This is a genomic window from Massilia sp. S19_KUP03_FR1, from assembly GCF_036688685.1.
In the GTDB taxonomy this organism is placed as follows: Bacteria; Pseudomonadota; Gammaproteobacteria; order Burkholderiales; family Burkholderiaceae_D; genus JALYUM01.
Map to the genome: position 1 here is coordinate 174,282 of NZ_JAQQPS010000012.1, position 18,933 is coordinate 193,214.

The 18,933-nt window shown below is 60.4% G+C and carries 18 protein-coding genes, 2 tRNA genes and 2 pseudogenes; 8 read left to right on the top strand and 14 right to left on the bottom strand.

What is annotated here, in order from left to right; all coding sequences use genetic code 11:
* Positions 1–21: 21 nt before the first annotated feature.
* The 3 genes from V6M87_RS15155 to V6M87_RS15165 form a co-directional block, all read right to left on the bottom strand.
* On the bottom strand, positions 22–420 hold the full coding sequence (locus tag V6M87_RS15155; protein WP_332877479.1) for a hypothetical protein: 399 nt from the start codon (positions 418–420) through the stop codon (positions 22–24).
* Positions 417–1,331 carry a helix-turn-helix transcriptional regulator gene (locus tag V6M87_RS15160; protein WP_332877480.1) on the bottom strand — a complete coding sequence of 305 codons (915 nt, stop codon included), beginning with the start codon at positions 1,329–1,331 and terminating at the stop codon, positions 417–419. Before V6M87_RS15160 ends, V6M87_RS15155 begins: the two co-directional genes overlap by 4 nt.
* Before the next feature lie 570 nt (positions 1,332–1,901).
* Positions 1,902–2,159, bottom strand: a complete 258-nt coding sequence (locus tag V6M87_RS15165) for a hypothetical protein (protein ID WP_332877481.1) — start codon at positions 2,157–2,159, stop codon at positions 1,902–1,904.
* 212 nt (positions 2,160–2,371) lie between these two features.
* Here V6M87_RS15165 and V6M87_RS15170 point away from each other — a divergent pair.
* A pseudogene (locus V6M87_RS15170) lies at positions 2,372–2,575 on the top strand (hypothetical protein); the annotation flags it as partial.
* Here the strand turns inward: V6M87_RS15170 and V6M87_RS15175 are convergent.
* The 7 genes and pseudogenes from V6M87_RS15175 to cysS form a co-directional block, all read right to left on the bottom strand.
* A pseudogene (locus tag V6M87_RS15175) lies at positions 2,482–2,850 on the bottom strand (Arm DNA-binding domain-containing protein); the annotation flags it as partial. The pseudogenes V6M87_RS15170 and V6M87_RS15175 sit on opposite strands and share 94 nt — an antisense overlap.
* A 206-nt stretch (positions 2,851–3,056) precedes the next feature.
* A tRNA-Ser gene (locus tag V6M87_RS15180) sits at positions 3,057–3,149 on the bottom strand.
* Between the two features lie 94 nt (positions 3,150–3,243).
* Complete coding sequence (locus tag V6M87_RS15185; RefSeq protein WP_332877482.1) at positions 3,244–4,491, bottom strand: aspartate kinase; 1,248 nt, start codon at positions 4,489–4,491, stop codon at positions 3,244–3,246.
* A gap of 116 nt (positions 4,492–4,607) precedes the next feature.
* Positions 4,608–6,002, bottom strand: coding sequence for a tRNA lysidine(34) synthetase TilS (tilS, locus tag V6M87_RS15190; protein ID WP_332877483.1), 1,395 nt, complete (start codon positions 6,000–6,002; stop codon positions 4,608–4,610).
* Positions 6,003–6,034: 32 nt separating this feature from the next.
* A complete protein-coding gene (locus V6M87_RS15195; RefSeq protein WP_332877484.1) occupies positions 6,035–7,012 on the bottom strand; it encodes an acetyl-CoA carboxylase carboxyltransferase subunit alpha in 978 nt (325 codons plus the stop codon).
* A 69-nt stretch (positions 7,013–7,081) separates the two neighbouring features.
* Complete coding sequence (locus V6M87_RS15200) at positions 7,082–7,741, bottom strand: DNA-3-methyladenine glycosylase family protein (RefSeq protein ID WP_332877501.1); 660 nt, start codon at positions 7,739–7,741, stop codon at positions 7,082–7,084.
* Positions 7,741–9,135, bottom strand: coding sequence for a cysteine--tRNA ligase (cysS, locus tag V6M87_RS15205; protein WP_332877485.1), 1,395 nt, complete (start codon positions 9,133–9,135; stop codon positions 7,741–7,743). Before cysS ends, V6M87_RS15200 begins: the two co-directional genes overlap by 1 nt.
* 288 nt (positions 9,136–9,423) lie before the next feature.
* Between cysS and V6M87_RS15210 the strand changes: the two genes are divergently transcribed.
* From V6M87_RS15210 to V6M87_RS15235, 6 genes are all read left to right on the top strand, one after another.
* Positions 9,424–10,038, top strand: coding sequence for a peptidylprolyl isomerase (locus tag V6M87_RS15210; protein WP_332877486.1), 615 nt, complete (start codon positions 9,424–9,426; stop codon positions 10,036–10,038).
* A 48-nt stretch (positions 10,039–10,086) separates the two neighbouring features.
* The gene (locus V6M87_RS15215; protein WP_332877487.1) at positions 10,087–10,575 is read left to right on the top strand and encodes a peptidylprolyl isomerase; all 489 of its coding nucleotides are present in this window, start codon (positions 10,087–10,089) and stop codon (positions 10,573–10,575) included.
* Positions 10,576–10,591: 16 nt separating this feature from the next.
* Positions 10,592–11,350: a UDP-2,3-diacylglucosamine diphosphatase gene (locus V6M87_RS15220; protein WP_332877488.1), complete on the top strand. Its 759-nt coding sequence runs from the start codon at positions 10,592–10,594 to the stop codon at positions 11,348–11,350.
* A gap of 97 nt (positions 11,351–11,447) precedes the next feature.
* Positions 11,448–11,816, top strand: a complete 369-nt coding sequence (locus tag V6M87_RS15225) for a GntR family transcriptional regulator (RefSeq protein ID WP_332877489.1) — start codon at positions 11,448–11,450, stop codon at positions 11,814–11,816.
* Positions 11,813–12,670: an ABC transporter ATP-binding protein gene (locus tag V6M87_RS15230; protein WP_332877490.1), complete on the top strand. Its 858-nt coding sequence runs from the start codon at positions 11,813–11,815 to the stop codon at positions 12,668–12,670. Before V6M87_RS15225 ends, V6M87_RS15230 begins: the two co-directional genes overlap by 4 nt.
* Complete coding sequence (locus tag V6M87_RS15235; protein ID WP_332877491.1) at positions 12,667–13,647, top strand: hypothetical protein; 981 nt, start codon at positions 12,667–12,669, stop codon at positions 13,645–13,647. Before V6M87_RS15230 ends, V6M87_RS15235 begins: the two co-directional genes overlap by 4 nt.
* 30 nt (positions 13,648–13,677) lie before the next feature.
* Here the strand turns inward: V6M87_RS15235 and V6M87_RS15240 are convergent, their stop codons facing one another.
* From V6M87_RS15240 to rnr, 4 genes are all read right to left on the bottom strand, one after another.
* Positions 13,678–14,328: a YceH family protein gene (locus tag V6M87_RS15240; protein ID WP_332877492.1), complete on the bottom strand. Its 651-nt coding sequence runs from the start codon at positions 14,326–14,328 to the stop codon at positions 13,678–13,680.
* A 7-nt stretch (positions 14,329–14,335) separates the two neighbouring features.
* Positions 14,336–15,073, bottom strand: a complete 738-nt coding sequence (cysE, locus tag V6M87_RS15245; protein ID WP_332877493.1) for a serine O-acetyltransferase — start codon at positions 15,071–15,073, stop codon at positions 14,336–14,338.
* A gap of 128 nt (positions 15,074–15,201) precedes the next feature.
* A complete protein-coding gene (gene rlmB, locus V6M87_RS15250; RefSeq protein WP_332877494.1) occupies positions 15,202–15,954 on the bottom strand; it encodes a 23S rRNA (guanosine(2251)-2'-O)-methyltransferase RlmB in 753 nt (250 codons plus the stop codon).
* Positions 15,951–18,371, bottom strand: coding sequence for a ribonuclease R (rnr, locus tag V6M87_RS15255; RefSeq protein WP_332877495.1), 2,421 nt, complete (start codon positions 18,369–18,371; stop codon positions 15,951–15,953). Before rnr ends, rlmB begins: the two co-directional genes overlap by 4 nt.
* 328 nt (positions 18,372–18,699) lie before the next feature.
* On the opposite strand from rnr, the gene V6M87_RS15260 reads away from it, so the two are divergent.
* A tRNA-Leu gene (locus V6M87_RS15260) sits at positions 18,700–18,784 on the top strand.
* Positions 18,785–18,933 lie beyond the last annotated feature (149 nt).

Consider the following 18,933-nt stretch of genomic DNA (forward strand, 5'->3'; position numbering starts at 1 on the left):
TCTTTTTATCCTGTGTGTACGTTACGCCAGCTTGAGTAGCGGGCCTTTTAATTCGAGTCGTGCATCGCGTTGTGCGGCACTGCGCAAACTGGTCTCGGTGACAACTAAGCCAGCCGGTAGTTTGGTGATGAGCTGGGCGAAGGGCATAGGGCGGCCCGCCTTTTGCAGCAGCGCCACCATTTCGTCGGCCAGACTGGGCGTTACTTGGTCTTGCCCAGCTTTGAGAGACCACACTACTTCACCGCTGGGCAATTCACAGCGTTGCAAGGATGGCGTAGAAGCTAGAAACAGGCTCAGCTGCGCACGACTCCATCCCAGGTGATGCCATTGCGTGCTGTGGTCCGCCCATAACTGGTCCAGTGTGATGGGACCGGTTTTCATGCTACGTCGGACTGCCGCAAACAAGTCGAGTGTGCTCATACTTGCGCTCCGCTTTTAGGCTGTGGAGATATCGGGGGGCGGTAGCCCGGCGCAAGCTTCGCGTTTTCGACGCCATACAGGGCCAGCGGGTCGCGGAGCCAGAGGCGGTAGTGCTCCTCGCTAAGACTGTGGTCGGGCGACGCATCAATGCTCCAGCGCAGCAGCATGTAGCCAGCGACCGCTGCGCGCACACGAATGCGTATCGAGCCATCGGGCATCCCGTAGTCCATCTTGATGATCTCGGGGCGGGAGATTCGAGGATGCGGCACCAGGTCCAGCTCTACGATCCGTGTCCACTGAATGTCGGCATCCATCCGCTCGTGCGCCACAGACACTTCATCGAGAATGGTCGGGTTCTGAATGCGTGTGATTACGAAATCACGAAACTCTCCCGACTTACGATCAAACGCCCGGACGTGCCAGCGCAGACCTGTATCGACAAGCGCCAACGGCACGATGGCGCGCTCCGACTCTCCACTGCTCATAGATTGATAGCGTATTGCCATTGGACGCTTGGCATAGATGGCCCGGCAGATAGGCGCTAACACATCCATCCGAGGGCAACTCAATATTGCTGGGAACTCGCATGGAAGTAGTAATCTCGGCTCACCATCCACCCCATCGCCGAAACCCAGCGAGAGCGCCGACAAGACGCGCTGTGGAGGGTGTTCGAAAATAGGGGCAAACTCGCTACTGATCCGGTAAGTCTTGCTGCTGTTGTCAAAGTCGATATTTTGCGGGGCCAGCTCCCGGTACATTGCTATGTCGCGGGTAGCACCAGCTGGGGCAACACCAAAGCGAGCGGAAAGATCTGGACGACCAATCTCCCCCATGAAATACAGGCGGAACTCAAGGTAAGTGAGTCTTTCGCATTGAGCCTGGCTCAGGCTTCCGACACGCTGCGCATGCATAAAAATCGCTCCTCATTCATGGGACGCAACGAAAAGACCAAATCTACACTGCATTCCGCTCATTGTTAAGCCAATATATCATCAAATTGATCAGATGATACATTTGCATTTCTCTAAATGCAATTGATTTCTGGTTTGCATTTCCGCATGACTGCGCTGATTGGTAATGTCCTAGCGAACCATATCGTTTCCGGCGCACCAGCCCGAATCGATGGATTCCTAACACATACATGATTTTCATGGCTGACCCCAGCCAAAGCCCGAGACCCCTGCGCATGTTTGCGAGCCTTGTACCCAGACACAGAAAAAGGAAATTCCAAATGATGGACATGACAGCAAAACCGACCTGGCAGTGGTCAAGCAAGAACGCCAACTCACCTTTCTCCAGTTCGCGAACAAATAGTGCAGGCGCAATCGTTATCAAACAAACCCGCTGCCGCGCAGCCTCGATTTAGCCGTCTCGCTCAAGTACCGGCGCTGACCTACCCGCAATCACGCACCCCGACGCAAATTGAGTCCCCATGACCGCGAAGTTATTCGGTTTTTCGCCTTCTGAAGGATCAAGATACATCAGGATATCAACGTCACAAAGACAAACCCCTCTGATAAATCCCCGACGATTCCAGAATCTTCGACGCTCGCCAACGCGCCCATGCAGGATACCGCGGCCTCACAATCGTTCTGGCTGCGCAAGGACTGTACAGCCCCAAGGTGGGCGCGCGTACCGAAGGCAGCATCACCGACAACGCGCTTGCTCACAATGAACGTTAACAGCTTGTCGTCGCCGTCACCGGCAACAATGGCGGCGGCTACTTCAGCAAAGAACATTTTGACATTTCCAAGATCGAACCGTGCCTGGACACGACAGCGTCCGCCAAGCTCCTCCCCTCGAGAAACTTGAAGGAAGCGTTCGTCAGTCGCAGCAGTAATAACGCCGGCTTTCTGGTCGCAGGGCTGCGCAGGAAGGTTTGCTAGCAGCAGCGCCCGAATCAGAAATGCAGTATGTTCGATCTAGGGATTGATCTGCATGGAAAAAAACGATGCTCGCCGAAGCCGGAAAGCTGATTGAGGTCGGTATTGTTGGCGCAGACCGAAAACTGACCCGGTCGGGCGCGTCCGAAAGTGGGCCCAGAACGATTGAGCATAGCTCTCAGCACTCATCGTCAGAGTTGTGTTTCATTAGACTGAAAGAAGTGTTGTCGATCTGCGGAAAATCCAGAAGCAGCGTGTATGCTTCGATCAAGAAGGGCGATTTTCCGGCACCGATCAAGGTCGGTGGGCGCTCTTCAGAATGGGTAAAGGCAGCTGACAATGCCTGCGACGTCCTGGCGTCGTCGCGCGCGGCGATGGGGTCAACGCCGCCAACCAGACGCCGGCACGCCTGGGCCTTCTCGCGTGCCACCGCCAAGCTGAGGGTGTGCAGGGGCCCCAGTCCAATTTCACTGCGCTTGCCGGCCATGCTAAATCTGAAAATCCAGCTCTTCGAAAAAGAGCTTGATATCTGCAGGTACAAGCCGGTACCGTCGCCATGATAGCCATGGCTGGCTGAGCGAGTTGATCATTACGACTGAGAGATGATTTACACGACGCGAAATAGGCCTTACCCACCATTCTCCCCCCACGCAATGGTGGATATTGTGGGACGCCGAAAGACGTCGTTTTTTGTTTTTCGCCTGTGATGGTCGAAAAAAAAGCCCCCTTTCGGGAGCTTCTCTTTCTAATACTTGGCGGAGACGGTGAGATTCGAACTCACGATACAGGTATAAGCCGTATGCATCCTTAGCAGGGATGTGCCTTCGGCCACTCGGCCACGTCTCCTTTCAGTCCAGCAAATTTCGCCAGCGCTGAGAGCAAGAATCATAGCGGCTCGCGTTCATCAGGTCAAGGAAGCGCGCCGAAAAAATGCCAAAATTTACGCTTTTTCGAGCTCGAAGGCCTTGTGCAGCGCCCGGACCGCCAACTCCATGTATTTCTCGTCGATCAACACGGAGATCTTGATCTCGGATGTCGAGATCATCATGATGTTGATGCCCTCTTCCGCCAGCGTGCGGAACATCTGCGACGCCACGCCCACGTGGCTGCGCATGCCCACGCCAACCGCCGACACCTTGGAGACCTTGGCGTCGCCCGTGATGCTGGTCGCGCCGATGTCCATTTTGACGCCTTCGAGCACCGCCATGGCTTTCACGTACTCGCCGCGCGAAACGGTGAAGGTGAAGTCGGTTTTACCGTCGACCGACTGATTCTGTATGATCATGTCGACCTCGATGTTCGCATCCGAGATCGGGCCCAGGATGTGGTAAGCGATGCCTGGCTTGTCGGGCACGCCGAGGATGGTGATTTTGGCTTCGTCGCGGTTGAAGGCGATGCCCGAGATAACGGCTTGTTCCATATTCGTGTCTTCCTCAAAACTGATCAATGTGCCGGAATTGGCTTCGATTTCCAACGGCAGCAGCGGGTCGGTCAGCGACGACAGCACGCGCGTCGGGATGCGGTAGTTGCCGGCGAATTCCACCGAACGGGTCTGCAGCACCTTGGAGCCCAGCGACGCCAGTTCCAGCATTTCTTCAAAGGTAATCTTGCTCAGGCGGCGCGCCTCGTCCACCACGCGCGGATCGGTCGTGTAGACGCCGTCGACGTCGGTGAAGATCAGGCATTCCTGCGCCTTCAGCGCGGCGGCAATCGCCACGGCCGATGTGTCGGAGCCGCCCCGGCCCAGGGTCGCGATATTGCCGTTGTTATCCACACCCTGGAAACCCGTGATGATGACGATGCGGCCGGCGTCCAGGTCGGCGCGCACCTTGGCGTCGTCGATCGACTGGATGCGCGCCTTCGTGAACGACGAATCGGTTTTCACGGCCACTTGCCAGCCGGCGTACGAGACAGCGTCCTTGCCGATGGCCAGCAGCGCCATGGCCAGCAGGCCGACCGAAACCTGCTCGCCGGTCGAGGCGATCATGTCCAGTTCGCGCGGATCCGGCTGGTCCATGATTTGTCTGGCCAGACCGATCAGGCGGTTGGTTTCGCCCGACATGGCCGACGGCACCACGACGATCTGGTGGCCCGCATCGTGCCACTTGGCGACACGTGCTGCGACATTTTTGATCCGGTCCGTCGAGCCCATCGACGTGCCGCCATATTTGTGGACGATTAATGCCATAGCAGTGCTTTTCCCGCGTATGAAGATAAAAAGAGGGCTTTACTCTACATGCTGCATTGCAAAATCACAAGCATCGTCATATACCTTCTGGGTATATGGACATAACGGCAGCGAGCTTAGACCGGATTGGCCACCCAGCGCAGACCAATCGCAGGGCTGCCGGCCGGGGCGGCATGGGCGCAGTCGGCGCCGATGCCGGCGGCGAAGATGAGTTCCTTGCGTGACCACAGCACGGGCAGGCGCGGCCGCTCCCAGGCCGGCACGTCGCTCGACTGGTAGTGCGCCTTCAGGCTGCGCGTGGGACGGTTCAGTGCCAGCTTCAGGCGCTCGCCACCCTTGCGGAAGTCGATCTGCAGCGGCTGCGATGCCAGCCAGGCCGCGTCCAGGCCAGTCTCGGCGCGATCGAAGTACAAAACACCGCCGTAATCGGGGAAATCCAGTTGCGCCTGGCCGGACCAGGTGAAATCCTGCCCTGCCCGCACGGCCACGCCTTGGACACCCTCGTCGTCGGGGTCGCGCATGCCGGCCAGTTCAGGCAACTTCGGCGTGATATACAGGCGTTCGCGGTGACGCCGCAGGTGACACTCCGGGTGCGTGACCAGCAACTGCGCATCGGCACGCGCCTCCAGCAACTGCGTGATCAGCTCGGCCAGCCAGGCGGTCGACGGCATCGACAAACCGCGCACATGGAACCAGTGGCGCAGCAGATTGGTGATGCGGTCCAGGCTGAGGGACCGCATCACCGCGACGTCGAGCGCGTCGCCGATGCTGCTGGCGCGCAGGTCCTGTTCGGCCAGTTCGGTCAGCAGGCGCTGCGCCGACTGGGCGTGCGCCGCGCTGCGCGCAAAGCGTTGCTGGAAGCCGGGAAATGCCACTGCCAGCGCCGGCATGACCTGGTGGCGCAGCGCATTCCTGGCAAAGCGCGGGTCGGCATTCGATTCGTCGTCGACCCACACGATGGCGTGTGCGGCGGCATACCGTTCGAGTTCGGCCCGGCTGTGCTGCAACAGCGGACGCGCCATCACCAACGCCGGATTGCCCAGCAAATCCGGGGCGGCATTGGCCGCATCCATGCCGGACAGGCCGGCCGTGCCGGAACCGCGCAGCAACTGCAGCAGCACCGTTTCGGCCTGGTCGTCGAGGTGGTGGGCGGTCAGCATCAGCGTCACGCCATGGGCGCCGCACAGGCTGCCCAGCGCGGCGTAGCGCAGCTTGCGCGCGGCGGCCTCGGTCCCGCTGCCCTGGTTGCTGACGTCGACCCGGCGGGCTTCGAAACGCGCGCCGATGGTGGCACTGGCCGCCTCGACGTGATCGAGCCACGCATCGGCATTGCTGCTCAAGCCGTGGTGGACGTGCAGCACGTGCAGCGCAATGCCATGCTCGCGCACATACTGCGCGCACAGGTGCAGCAGCACCATCGAGTCGAGACCGCCACTGCAGGCAATCGCGATCGGATCGTGCGGGGAGGAAGCGCGCAGGCCGTCAAGCGCCTGCGCGAAAGAGGTCGTCAAGGTGACGACTTGATGCCCAGCTTGAATGCGGCTCACTCTTCAGTCGGCAGCGTTTCTTTGAACTTGCCGTAGCTCATAAGTTTCGCATGGCGCTGGTCGAGCAGATCCTTGGTTTTGATGCCCTGGAACTGGCGCAAGGTATCGGCCAGAGCGCGCTTGAGCAGCACCGCCATCTGCTTCGGATCGCGGTGGGCGCCGCCCAGCGGTTCGTTGATGATCTTGTCGATCAGGCCCATGGCCTTCAGGCGGTGTGCGGTCAGGCCCAGGGCGTCGGCGGCGTCGGCCGCGCGCTCGGAGGTTTTCCACAGGATCGACGCGCAGCCTTCTGGCGAGATCACCGAATAGGTCGCGTATTGCAGCATCAGGACGGCGTCGCCGACCGCAATGGCCAGCGCGCCGCCGGAACCGCCTTCGCCAATGATGGTGGCAATCAGCGGCACCTTCAGTTCGGCCATCACGTACAGGTTGTGGCCGATGGCTTCGGACTGGCCGCGCTCTTCGGCATCGATACCAGGGAACGCGCCCGGGGTATCAACAAAGGTGAAGATCGGCAGGTTGAATTTTTCGGCGACTTTCATCAGGCGCATGGCCTTGCGATAGCCTTCCGGCTTCGGCATGCCGAAGTTGCGCAGTGCGCGCTCTTTGGTGTCGCGACCCTTCTGGTGGCCGATGACCATGCAGGCCTGGCCATTGAAACGGGCCAGGCCGCCGATGATCGACAGGTCGTCCGCGTACGAGCGGTCGCCGTGCAGTTCATGGAAGTCGGTGAAGATTTCGTTGACGTAGTCCATCGTGTACGGTCGCTGCGGATGGCGCGCGATCTGCGACACTTGCCACGGCGTGAGCTTGGCGTAGATGTCCTTGGTCAGTTGCTGGCTCTTCTTGGCCAGGCGGTCGATCTCTTCGGAGATGTCGACGGCCGAGTCGTCCTGTACGAAACGCAGCTCTTCAATTTTGGCATCCAGTTCAGCCATCGGCTGCTCAAAATTGAGGAAAGTTGTCTTGCTCATGTTTACTCCGTGTTTTTTTTACAACCACTGCGCGCTGGTAGCGGCAGGATCAGCATTCAGGTACGGCGGCTATTCTACTGCAACCGGATCAAGGCTACGCCATAAGTACCACGTCGCCACTGTTCGCCATGGTTCCCAGTTGGCGGAAACTTCGCGCGCATCGCTGCGCGAGACTGGTTCCCCCGAGAAATAATTGCGGCTGATCCCCTGCGTCAGGCCAGGGTCGTCCAGCGGCAACACGTTCGGGCGCAGCAAATTGAAGATGAGAAACATCTCGGCGGTCCAGCGCGTCACGCCGCGGATTTGCACCAGTTCGGCGATGACGGCTTCGTCGTCCATCCCGGCCCACAGGTTCGGGTGGACTTTTTTGGCCTTGAAATTGTCGGCCAGGTCGAGGATGTATTCGGTCTTGCGCTTGGACAGGCCGCACGCGGACAGTTGCTCGGCGCCGGCCTTGGCGACATTCGCCGGAGTCAGCTTGGGGCAGCACACCAGCAGCTTGCCCCAGGCCGCGTCGGCCGCTTTCGGCGTGACCTGCTGGCCAATCAGCGAGCGCGCCAGCGTGGTGAACGGGTCCGGGTGACCGACCAGGTGCAGGTCGCCAAACAGGGGGATGAGTTTTTTCATGATGCGGTCGCGCTTCATGAGCTCGAGCTTGGCCTCTTCCCAGTAGGACGGCACTTCGAGCGGCACGGCTGCAGCGCCGGCGATTTCTTTACCCAGAGCCATCATGCACGACGCCAGTTGGTGCTGCCGTCCGGCTTGTCTTCGAGGATGATGCCCACTGCCAGCAGTTCGGCGCGAATGCGGTCGGACGCTGCGAAGTCGCGCGCTTTCTTGGCCGCGGCGCGCGCGGCAATCTGCTGCCCGATGGCGGCTTCATCGACGCTGCCCTGCTCGCTGCCGCCGGCGCGCAGGAAGTCCTGCGGCGCACGTTCGAGCAAACCGAGCACTGCGGCCAGCGCTTTCAGCTGGGCCGCTTCCGCGCTTGACTTGCTGCGGTTGATGCTCGACGCCAGGTCGAACAGTTCGGCCAAGGCCATCGGGGTATTGAAGTCGTCGTCCATCGCTTCGCGGAAGCGCAGGGCATGCGCTTCTTCCCAGTCGACCTTGACGTCGCTGCCGGCATCGACTTCGGCCAGCGCGGTGTAGAGACGTGCCAGCGCCGTCTTCGCGTCGTCCAGGTGCGCGTCCGAATAGTTCAACGGGCTGCGGTAGTGGGCGCGCAGGATGAAGAAACGCACGACTTCGGCGTCGTATTTTTTCAGTACATCGCGAATGGTGAAGAAATTGCCCAGAGACTTGGACATTTTCTCATTGTCGACGCGCACAAAGCCGTTGTGGATCCAGTAGTTGACCATCGGCGCGCCGAATGCGCCTTCCGACTGGGCAATCTCGTTTTCGTGGTGCGGGAATTGCAAATCGGCGCCGCCGCCGTGGATGTCGAAATGCTCGCCCAGCATGGCGCATGCCATGGCCGAGCATTCGATATGCCAGCCCGGGCGGCCGCTGCCCCATTTCGAGGGCCATTTGACTTCGGCCGGCTCGGATTCCTTGGATGCTTTCCACAGCACGAAGTCGAGCGGGTCGCGCTTGCCGGTGTTGACCTCGACGCGTTCGCCGGCGCGCAGGTCGTCCAGCGATTTGCCGGACAATTTGCCGTACCCGGGGAAGTTGCGCACGGCGTAATTGACGTCGCCGTCTGTGCCCTTGTAGGCCAGGTCTTTTTGCTCGAGCGTCTCGATGATCGCCAACATTTGCGGCACGTACTCGGTGGCGCGCGGCGACTTGTCGGGCGGCAGGATGCCGAGCGCGGCCGTGTCCTCGTCCATGTAGCGGGCGAAGCGGGTCGTCAGGCTGGACAGCGTTTCGCCATTCTCGACGGCGCGCTTGATGATCTTGTCTTCAATGTCAGTGATGTTGCGCACGTAGGTGACGTCGTAACCCGACACCTTCAGCCAGCGGTAAATGACATCGAAGGCCATCATCATGCGCGCGTGACCGATGTGGCAGTAATCGTAAATCGTCATGCCGCAAACGTACATGCGTACCTTGCCTGCTTCGATGGGGACGAATACCTGCTTGTCACGCGCAAGCGTGTTGTAGACCTTCAATTGGCTCATGAGTGGCTTGCCTTAGTTGAAGGGACGTGACGGCGTTTGCAGACTGCGGCAAATTTCGGCAACAACGCAGCCGGGCGCGGGCGCCGCGGAGGCGCGCACCGGGAAAACGGCGTCTGCAACGAGATCGTCACGCCCCTTCGTGCTGTTCTTATTTGATAGAATGGGACGTTCTGCGCAAAGTATAGCATTGATAAAATCTCACCCGGATGCATACGGTTCAGGTTTATTTTTGCGTCAAAGGGTTGACAGCACCTTGCGCCATGTCCACCGAAAGGAACCCAGCACACCATGACAAACGTCCCGCGCCGCACCCTGATCCAGGCTTTCACTGCCGTCCTGTGCGGCCTGGCACTGTCTTCCACCGTCGCCTCGAGCGCTTACGCCGCCGATCTGCCGCAGGTGTCGCTCAAGACCTCGATGGGCGAGATCGTCCTCGAACTCGACCCGCAGCACGCACCGAAAACCGTTGCCAACTTCCTGCAGTACGTGAAATCCGGCTTTTATAAGGGCACGATTTTTCACCGCGTGATTGACGGCTTCATGATCCAGGGCGGCGGCTACGACGTCAAAATGACCGACAAGAAGACCGGCAAGCCGATCAAAAACGAGTCCGATAACGGCCTGAAAAACGTCCCGTATTCGATCGCCATGGCGCGCACCAACGTGCACGATTCGGCCACCTCACAGTTCTTCATCAATGTCGGCGAGAACGCGGCGCTCGATTATCCGGGCCGCGACGGCTCCGGCTACGCGGTCTTCGGCAAGGTGATTTCGGGCCAGGAGGTGGTCGATAAAATCAAGGGCGTGGTGGTCGACGACATCCGCGGCCAGCAGAATGTGCCGGTGGTGCCGATCGTGATTCAGTCGGCCACCATCGTGGGCGCCGCCAAGCCTGTAAAATAACGTTCCGCCAGCATCCGCTACCCATCAATTTTTGAACAGGACATCATCATGGCCGTATTGATTACCACGAACAAAGGCAACATCACGCTGGAACTGGACGCCGAAAAAGCACCGAAAAGCGTCGCCAACTTCCTCGACTACGTCGCCAAGGGCCACTACGACAACACGATTTTTCACCGCGTGATCGGTGACTTCATGATCCAGGGCGGCGGTTTCGACGCCACCATGAAGCAAAAGCCAACCGGCGCCACCGTCGAAAACGAAGCCAAGAATGGCCTCAAAAATGACAAGTACACGGTCGCCATGGCCCGTACCTCGGACCCGCATTCGGCCTCGGCCCAGTTTTTCATCAACACCAAGAACAATAGCTTCCTCGACTATCCAGGCCAGGACGGCTGGGGCTACGCCGTATTCGGCAAAGTCACCGAAGGCGCCGACATCGTCGACCTGATCAACAAGGTCAAAACCGGCCGCAGCGGCATGTTCTCGGACGTCCCTAGCGATCCGGTCATCATCGAAAAAGCCGAAGTCATCTAAGTCAAGCAGCGCGCTCATGCCTATTCCAGAGCGCGCCGTCGCGCTGTTCGTCTCCGACCTGCACCTGCAGGCTTCGCACCCGGTCACGGCCGCCGCCTTTCTGCGTTTTCTCGCGGAGCGCGCGGCTGCAGCGCGACAACTGTATTTACTCGGCGACCTGTTCGAGTACTGGGCCGGCGATGACGACATCCTCGACCCCTTCCACCGCACCATCATCGCCGCACTGCGTGCCGTCTCCGACGCGGGCGTTGCCGTGTTCTGGATTGCCGGCAACCGCGATTTTCTGGTCGGCCACGACTTTGCCGACGCGGCCGGCCTGACCCTGCTGCAAGAACCCCACGTCATCGACATTGCCGGCCAGCGCATCGCACTGGTACACGGCGACGCCGAATGCACGATGGACACGAATTACATGGCGTTTCGCGCGCAGGTGCGCCAACCGGCCTGGCAGCAGCAGTTCCTGGCCATGCCGCTGGCGCAGCGCAAGGGCATCATCGCCGGCATGCGCGCAGGCAGCCGCGAGGCGCACACGATGAAAGCCGACGCCATCATGGACGTCACGCCTGGCGCCATCGACGCCCTGCACGCAGCCACCCGCGCCGACACCATCATCCACGGCCATACGCACCGCCCGGCGCTACACCTTGACGGTGCTCAGCGCCGCTTCGTGCTGCCCGACTGGGAACTCGACGCCGCCCCCGAACGCGGCGGCTGGATCGCGGTCGACGGCGCCGGCGCCATCACCCGGCACGCACTGGACGGCACCACCTTGTAATCGGTATGCACACGATTCTGTTTGACACGCTGCGCACCACTGTTATACTTCAATACAACACCACTGCATCAAAACACTTAACGACAAAGGACCAGGCATGAATATCGGCTGGAACGACAATACCCCGATCTACCGCCAGCTAAAGGAGCGGGTCGTGGGCATGATGCTCGACGGCGTGTTGCGCGCCGGCGACGCATTGCCCTCGGTGCGCCAGATCGCGGCAGAATACCAACTCAATCCAATTACCGTTTCCAAGGCGTATCAGGAACTGGTCGACGACAATCTCGTAGAAAAAAGAAGGGGAATCGGCATGTATGTTACTGAGGGAGCAAGCGAAAAACTGCTGGCCAGCGAACGCGAACGGTTTGTGCGCGAAGAGTGGCCCGCCATGATCGAACGCATCCGCCGCCTGGGTCTGAACGTGGAGGAATTGCTGCGCGTAGCCCAAACGGGAGGTGCGGCATGAGCGCCGTCATGACGGCGCGCGGCCTGAGCAAGCGCTACGGCAAGCATGTCGCCCTCGACGGCATCGACTTCGATATTCCGGCAGGGCGCATCGTCGGCCTGATTGGCCCGAACGGCTCCGGCAAAACCACCACCCTGAAAGCTGCGCTGGGTCTGATCCCGTTTGAAGGCAGCCTGTCGGTGCTGGGCCACGACCCGCGTACCGAGCGCGACGCCCTGATGCAGGATGTCTGCTTCATTGCCGACGTAGCCATCCTGCCGCGCTGGTTAAAAGTGGGCGACGCCATCGATTTCGTGGCCGGCGTGCACCCGCGCTTCGACCGCAAGAAAGCCGAGCGCTATCTCGCCATCACCAAGCTCACGCCGGACATGAAAGTGCGCGCCATGTCGAAGGGCATGATCGTGCAGCTGCACCTGGCGCTGGTCATGGCCATCGATGCCAAACTGCTGGTGCTCGACGAGCCGACGCTGGGCCTGGACATCCTGTACCGCAAGCAGTTTTACCAGAATCTGCTGGAAGACTATTTTGACGAAAACAAGACGATCATCATCACGACTCACCAGGTCGAGGAAGTCGAGCACATCCTCACCGACCTGATGTTCATCCGCGAAGGCAAGATCGTGCTGGCCGCCACGATGGATGAAGTGGGCGAGCGCTATACCGAAGTCATGGTGCAGGCCGACAAGGTGGTCGCTGCGAATGCGCTCTCGCCGATCGACCAGCGCACCGTGTTCGGCAAATCCGTGATGCTGTTCGACGGCGTCGCCCGCTCGCAGCTGGCCACCCTCGGCGAGACCCGTAACCCCAGCGTCGCCGATCTGTTCGTCGCGACCATGAAAGGAAGCTACGCATGAAAACCTTACAGTGGATGCTCCGCCGCGAGATCTGGGAGCACAAGGGTTCGCTGTTCTGGGCGCCGGCCATCGTCGCCGCGATCCTGCTGCTGTTCACAGCCGGCAGTGCGGGCTATGGCATGCTGTCGCACAACCTGAATGTGAACGCCAGCGTGAACGGGCGCATCCTGCACACCACCATGCTCAGCGAGATGCCGGCCGAAATGCGCGCGCAGATCGTGCAAGTGGCCGCCAACAGTTACCTGGCCACTGCCATGCCATTGTTCATCATGCTGGCCTTCACGCTGTTCTTCTATTGCCTGTCAGCGCTGTACGATGAACGGCGCGACCGCAGCGTGCTGTTCTGGAAGTCACTGCCGATGTCGGACCAGATGACGGTGTTCTCGAAGGTGCTCACCGCTGCAGTGGTCGGGCCGGTCATTACCATGGCCGCTGCGCTGGCCATGTCCTTGTCCCTGCTGATCATCCTCGGTGTGCTGCTGGCGTTCAATGGCGTGAATCTGTTCGGCGCGCTGCTGGCCACGCCGGCGCTGTACCTGGCGCCGCTGTTCCTGCTCGGGATGCTGCCAGTGTATGTGCTGTGGGCGCTGCCGACGATCGGCTGGCTGCTGATGGTGTCGAGCTGGGCCAAATCGAAAGTATTTTTGTGGGCGATCGGCGTACCGGTCATCGCGCTGGTCATGGTGCGCTGGGTGGACTTCATCGTCACCGGCCAAGCCACCACGGAAAGCAGCCTGAGCTATATCGCCAAGGAAGTGGTCAGCCGCGGCCTGGGCGGGCTGGTGCCGGGGATCTGGTTCTCCCTAAGCCAGCACACGGTCGCCATGCGGCCAGGCGAGCACGGCATCGAGCTTGACACCGTGTTCCAGCAATCCTGGATGACGCTGACGACGCCAGGTGTATGGCTCGGTGCCGCGGCGGGCATCGCAATGATCTTCGTGGCCATCCGCATGCGGCGCTGGCGCGACGAAGGTTAAGCAAAAGGGAAGCCGGTTGGCTTCCCTTTTTTATTCAAACTGGCGTTTAAAGGTGTCGAACTGGGCCCTCAGTTCGGCCACCTCGGCGCGCAGGCTGGCGACCTCCTGCTCAAGTTGACCGATGCGCCCTCCCGATGGCGCCACCGTGCCAAACGCCGATTCCTCGCGTGCTAGTGCTCCCTCGCCGCCCAGAAGCTGCCCATAGCGCGGCTCTTTGGCGCCCGATGCGACCGGCAGCTTGGCCACCAGCGGCGGGTATTTGTCGATCAAAAATTGCAGCGCCGCCTCCACCGCCTCAACCGATTTGAATTCGTGCACGCGGCCGCTGCGGGTTCGGATTTCGCCAGACGTTTGCAGCCCGCGCAGCATCAGGATGGTCAACACTGCCAGCTTGTCCTGCTCGAGCGTGTACTTGATGCGCAGCCGGTGTTCGTACTTCGCCACGCGCGCGCCCGCCTGCGTGACGCCGTTGACCAGCTTCCTTTGCATCAGCCTCTGCAAAACGTCATAAACCGTTTCCTCGGACAGCTGCATGACCGGGTCGCGGCTCGAGAGCTGGTTGCAGCCGTTCATCAAGCCGTTCAAGGTCATCGGATAGCTGTCGGGCGTGAGGGCTTCTTTTTCGGCCAGGACAGCCAGCACGCGAATTTCAAACGGATCCAGATCGATTTCTTCAGTCATAGCTTCCTTAATCGACCAGGCGGTTCAGCCTGGCCGAGTCGAGTTTATCGTTGATGATTAAATTCGGGCAGGCGATGCCGGCTGCCTTGATGGTCGCGGCGAGCCGTTCGATCTGCTCATCCTGGCGCGCCACGTGGTTGATCAGGCCGTGCAGGGCCTTCGACAGCGGATCATCGCCCTCGGGCGAAACGCCGTAAGCGCTGAACAGTTTTTCGCTGCGGGTTTGCTCTTCCTTGCGCACGATGTGGGCCGGGTTGCCGACTGCCGTCGCGCCCGCCGGCACCGGCTTGATGACCACCGCATTCGAACCCACCTTGGCGAACTCGCCGACAGTGAAGGCGCCCAGCACCTGCGCGCCGGCACCGACAATGACACCGCGCTCGAGCGTCGGATGGCGCTTGGTGCCGGCCACCAGCTTGGTGCCGCCCAAAGTCACGCCTTGATAGATGGTGCAGTCGTCGCCCACCACGGCCGTTTCGCCGATGACGACGCCGAAGCCATGGTCGATGAAGACGCGCCGGCCGATGAGGGCGCCGGGGTGGATTTCAATGCCAGTGATGATGCGGGCGACATAGGCGATGAAGCGGCCGATCCATTTGAACCCGGCGCGCCAGCATGCGTGGGCCCAGCTATGCATCAGGATGGCGTGGAAGCCGGGATAGCAGGTGAAGACTTCCCAGGCGTTGCGGGCGGCAGGATCGCGTTCAATGATGGCGTGGATGTCTTCGCGCAGCTTGGCAAACATGGGGACGTGGAATCAATTACAAGACAAGCATGGTAGCGCATCGGAGAACGATGCGCTGATAGCAGGGGCAATACGAGGATGTTGAATAGGGCGATGCGTCTCCGCCTGCATGGCGGAGACGATACGCTTTACCCGGTCACGCCTTCCAGCGCCATGCGCTGGCGCCGCGCCTCGAACAGGCAGACGCCCGACGCGACGGACACGTTCAGACTCTCGACCGAGCCGAACATCGGAATGCTGACCAGCACATCGCAGGTCTCGCGCGTGAGGCGGCGCATGCCCTCGCCTTCCGAACCCATCACCAGCGCAGCCGGCCCGGTGAAGTCGGCCGCATACAAACCGCGGTCGGCATCGTCGGAGGTGCCGATCAACAGGATATTGCGCTCTTTGAGCTCGCGCATCGTGCGCGCCAGATTCGTCACCGTGATGTACGGCACCGTCTCGGCCGCGCCGCTGGCAACCTTGGCGGCGGTGGCGTTCAAGCCCACCGCGCGGTCTTTCGGCACGATGACTGCGTGAGCGCCGACACCGTCGGCCACGCGCAGACAGGCGCCGAGGTTGTGCGGGTCGGTGATGCCGTCGAGGATCAGCAGCAATGGCGGGCCCTCGATTGCGTCCAACAGTTCATCGAGATTACGCGCCAGCGACAACTGGCTGGCAAAGGCGATCACGCCCTGGTGACGGCGGGTGCCGACAATTTTATCCAGGCGCGCCGAGTCGACCGGCATGACCCGTACGCCGGCCGCTTTGGCACCAGCGATCAGGTCTTTCATACGGCGGTCGTCACGACCCGCATCGACGAAAATTTCTTCCACCGACGAGGCTTCGTGCCGCAGGCGCGAAACCACGGCGTGGAAGCCGAAAATCATTTTGTTCTTCATTTCTTGCTTCTTCTCTTGCTTGAGTTGCGGGTATTCGACGGCTGACGATCTTGTGGCTTTGAACTCGTATCGAGCTCATAACGCGATTTACCTGACGACTCTTTCGGCTGGCGCGAACGGCCCGGCTTGGCTTCCTGCGCCTTGTGGGCAGCGCTCTTCGGCACCGATGCACCCTCGGCCGGCAGCGTCACGCTCTCGCCCGACAGCACCAGATCGATTTTTCGCGCTTCCATGTCGACGCGGGCCACTTGCACCGTGACTTTGTCGGTCAGCTGGAATTTCTTGCCAGTGCGCTCGCCGCGCAATTCATGCCGGCCTTCGTCGTACTGGAAGAAATCAGCGCCCAGCTCGGTAATGTGGACCAGGCCTTCGACATACAGTTCGTCGAGCTGCACGAAGATGCCGAAAGTGGTCACGCCCACGACCATGCCGGTGAATTCTTCACCGATCTTGTCCTGCACGAAATAACACTTGAGCCAGGCTTCGACGTCGCGCGAGGCTTCATCGGCACGCCGTTCGTTGGCCGAGCAATGGACACCGAGCGCATCCCAGATGGTGAGATCTTTTTCCTGCTTCTCCTTGCCCTGCAATTTATCTTTGGCCTTCTGCTTGCGCGTGGCGTTCGATACATTGGTGTTCAGGCTGGCGAGGTCGATGCCTTTCGGCTCGTATTTTTTGCCCAGCAAAATCGCCTTGATGGCGCGGTGCGTCAGCAAGTCGGGATAGCGGCGGATCGGGCTGGTGAAGTGCGCATACGCGTCGTACGCCAGGCCGAAGTGGCCGATATTGTCCGGGCTGTAGACTGCCTGCTGCATCGAGCGCAGCAGCATGGTCTGCAGCAGGGCCGCATCGGGACGCTGTTTGATTTGCTGCATCAGCGCGGCGTAGTCGCCGGCCGATGGCTTGTCGCCGCCGTTTAATGTCAAACCAGCCTGCTTGAGGAAAGTGTGCAGCTGTTTCAGCTTTTCTTCGGTCGGCGTGGCGTGGATGCGGAACGCGCCCGGATGCTTGTTGCGGATCAGAAGGTCGGCGGCGCAGACGTTCGCGGCCAGCATGCACTCTTCGATCAGGCGGTGAGCATCGTTGCGGGTGCGCGGCACGATCTGTTCGATCTTGCCCTGCGGGTTGCAGACGATATACGTTTCCGTGGTTTCGAAATCGATTGCACCGCGCTTCTGGCGTTCCTGCAGCAGCGCGTGGAACACGCTGTTCAGGTTGAGCAGGTGCGGCACGATGGTCGGGCGGCTCTTCGCTTCGGCACCGTCCGGGTTGGCCAGCATGTCGGCCACCTGGTTATACGTCAGGCGCGCGGCCGAGTGAATCACGGCCGGGTAGAACTGGTAAGCCTTGACTTCACCGGTGGCGGTGACGACGGCATCGCAGACCAGGGTAAGCCGATCCACAGCCGGGTTCAGCGAACACAGGCCATTCGACAGCTTTTCCGGCAGCATCGGGATCACGCGGCGCGGGAAATACACCGACGTGCTGCGCTCGATGGCGTCGACGTCGAGCGCATCGTTCGGCTTCACGTAATGCGACACGTCGGCAATCGCGACGATCAGGCGGAAACCCTTGGCGCGGCCGATTTTCACCGGCTCGCAATACACGGCATCGTCGAAGTCGCGCGCGTCTTCGCCGTCGATGGTGACCATCGGCACGTCGCGCAGGTCGACGCGGTCGGCCAGGTCGGCATCCGTTACCTGGCCCGGCAGTTTATTCGCCTGCTTGAGTGCGGCGGCAGAGAAGACGTGGGGCACGCCGAACTTGCGCACGGCAATTTCGATTTCCATGCCAGGATCGTCGAGCTCGCCGAGGATCTCGTGGACAGTGCCGGTCGGCTGCTTGAAGCGGGCCGGCTGCTCGATCAGTTCGACACTGACGACCTGCCCGGCCTTGGCTTTGCCAGGCTTGCCGACGATCAGGATATCCATCGCGATGCGCTGGTCTTCCGGTGCGACTTTCCAGACGCCGTCTTCATTGAGCAGGCGCCCAATCACGTGCGTATTGGCGCGTGCCACGACTTCGACGATGGTGCCCTCAGGGCGGCCACGGCGGTCCATGCCCGTGACTTTCGCCATCACGCGATCGCCATGCAGCACTTTCTGCATTTCTTTGTCGTTGAGGAAGAGATCGCCGGAATTGTCATCCGGGATGACGAAGCCGAAGCCGTCGCGGTGCGCGCTGACTTTGCCGGCGATGAAGCCGGTTTCCTGTGCCAGCGTGAAGACGCCGGTGCGGTCGCCCTGCAATTGGCCGTCGCGCTCCATGGCATTCAGGCGGCGCGTGAGCACTTCTGCGGCATCGGGATCGACGCCGAGCGCAAGCACCAGCGCAGTGGCATCGAGCGGACCCGCGGACTCGCGGAAGACGGCGAGGATTTCCTCGCGGCTTGGAATAGTATAGGTAGGTTGCTTCAAATCGTTTTTTCTTGGAGTGAGATTGACAACGTAGACAGGCGTAGTGTAACGGAGGACTACCCGTTTCGCCTAACGCGGCATGGATGCGCCCATTCAAAATGTAGGCTTTGACATTTGAAAACGCTGCGCTATAATCTCGGTCTTTCGCGGCAACCCAACTCGATTCAGGGTGATACGCAGAGAGAAATGCAGCATGTCGGTAATGCAGTTTCAACCAGATTAAAAAGTAGTGCAAGAAGTTAATCTGGCGCAAAACTACAAAGCCTGATATGATAGCACAAGTCGGCGGCAAGGAATAATTTGCTGCAGATAGCAGGTGTAACACAATGCCCACGTGGCGGAATTGGTAGACGCGCATGGTTCAGGTCCATGTGCCTTCGGGTGTGGGGGTTCGAGTCCCTCCGTGGGCACCAACTACCGGATTTATTTCCGCAAGCAGTAAAGTTAGTAAATGCAGTAAGCAGTAAATGTTGTAGCAGTATCAGTGCCCACGTGGCGGAATTGGTAGACGCGCATGGTTCAGGTCCATGTGCCTTCGGGTGTGGGGGTTCGAGTCCCTCCG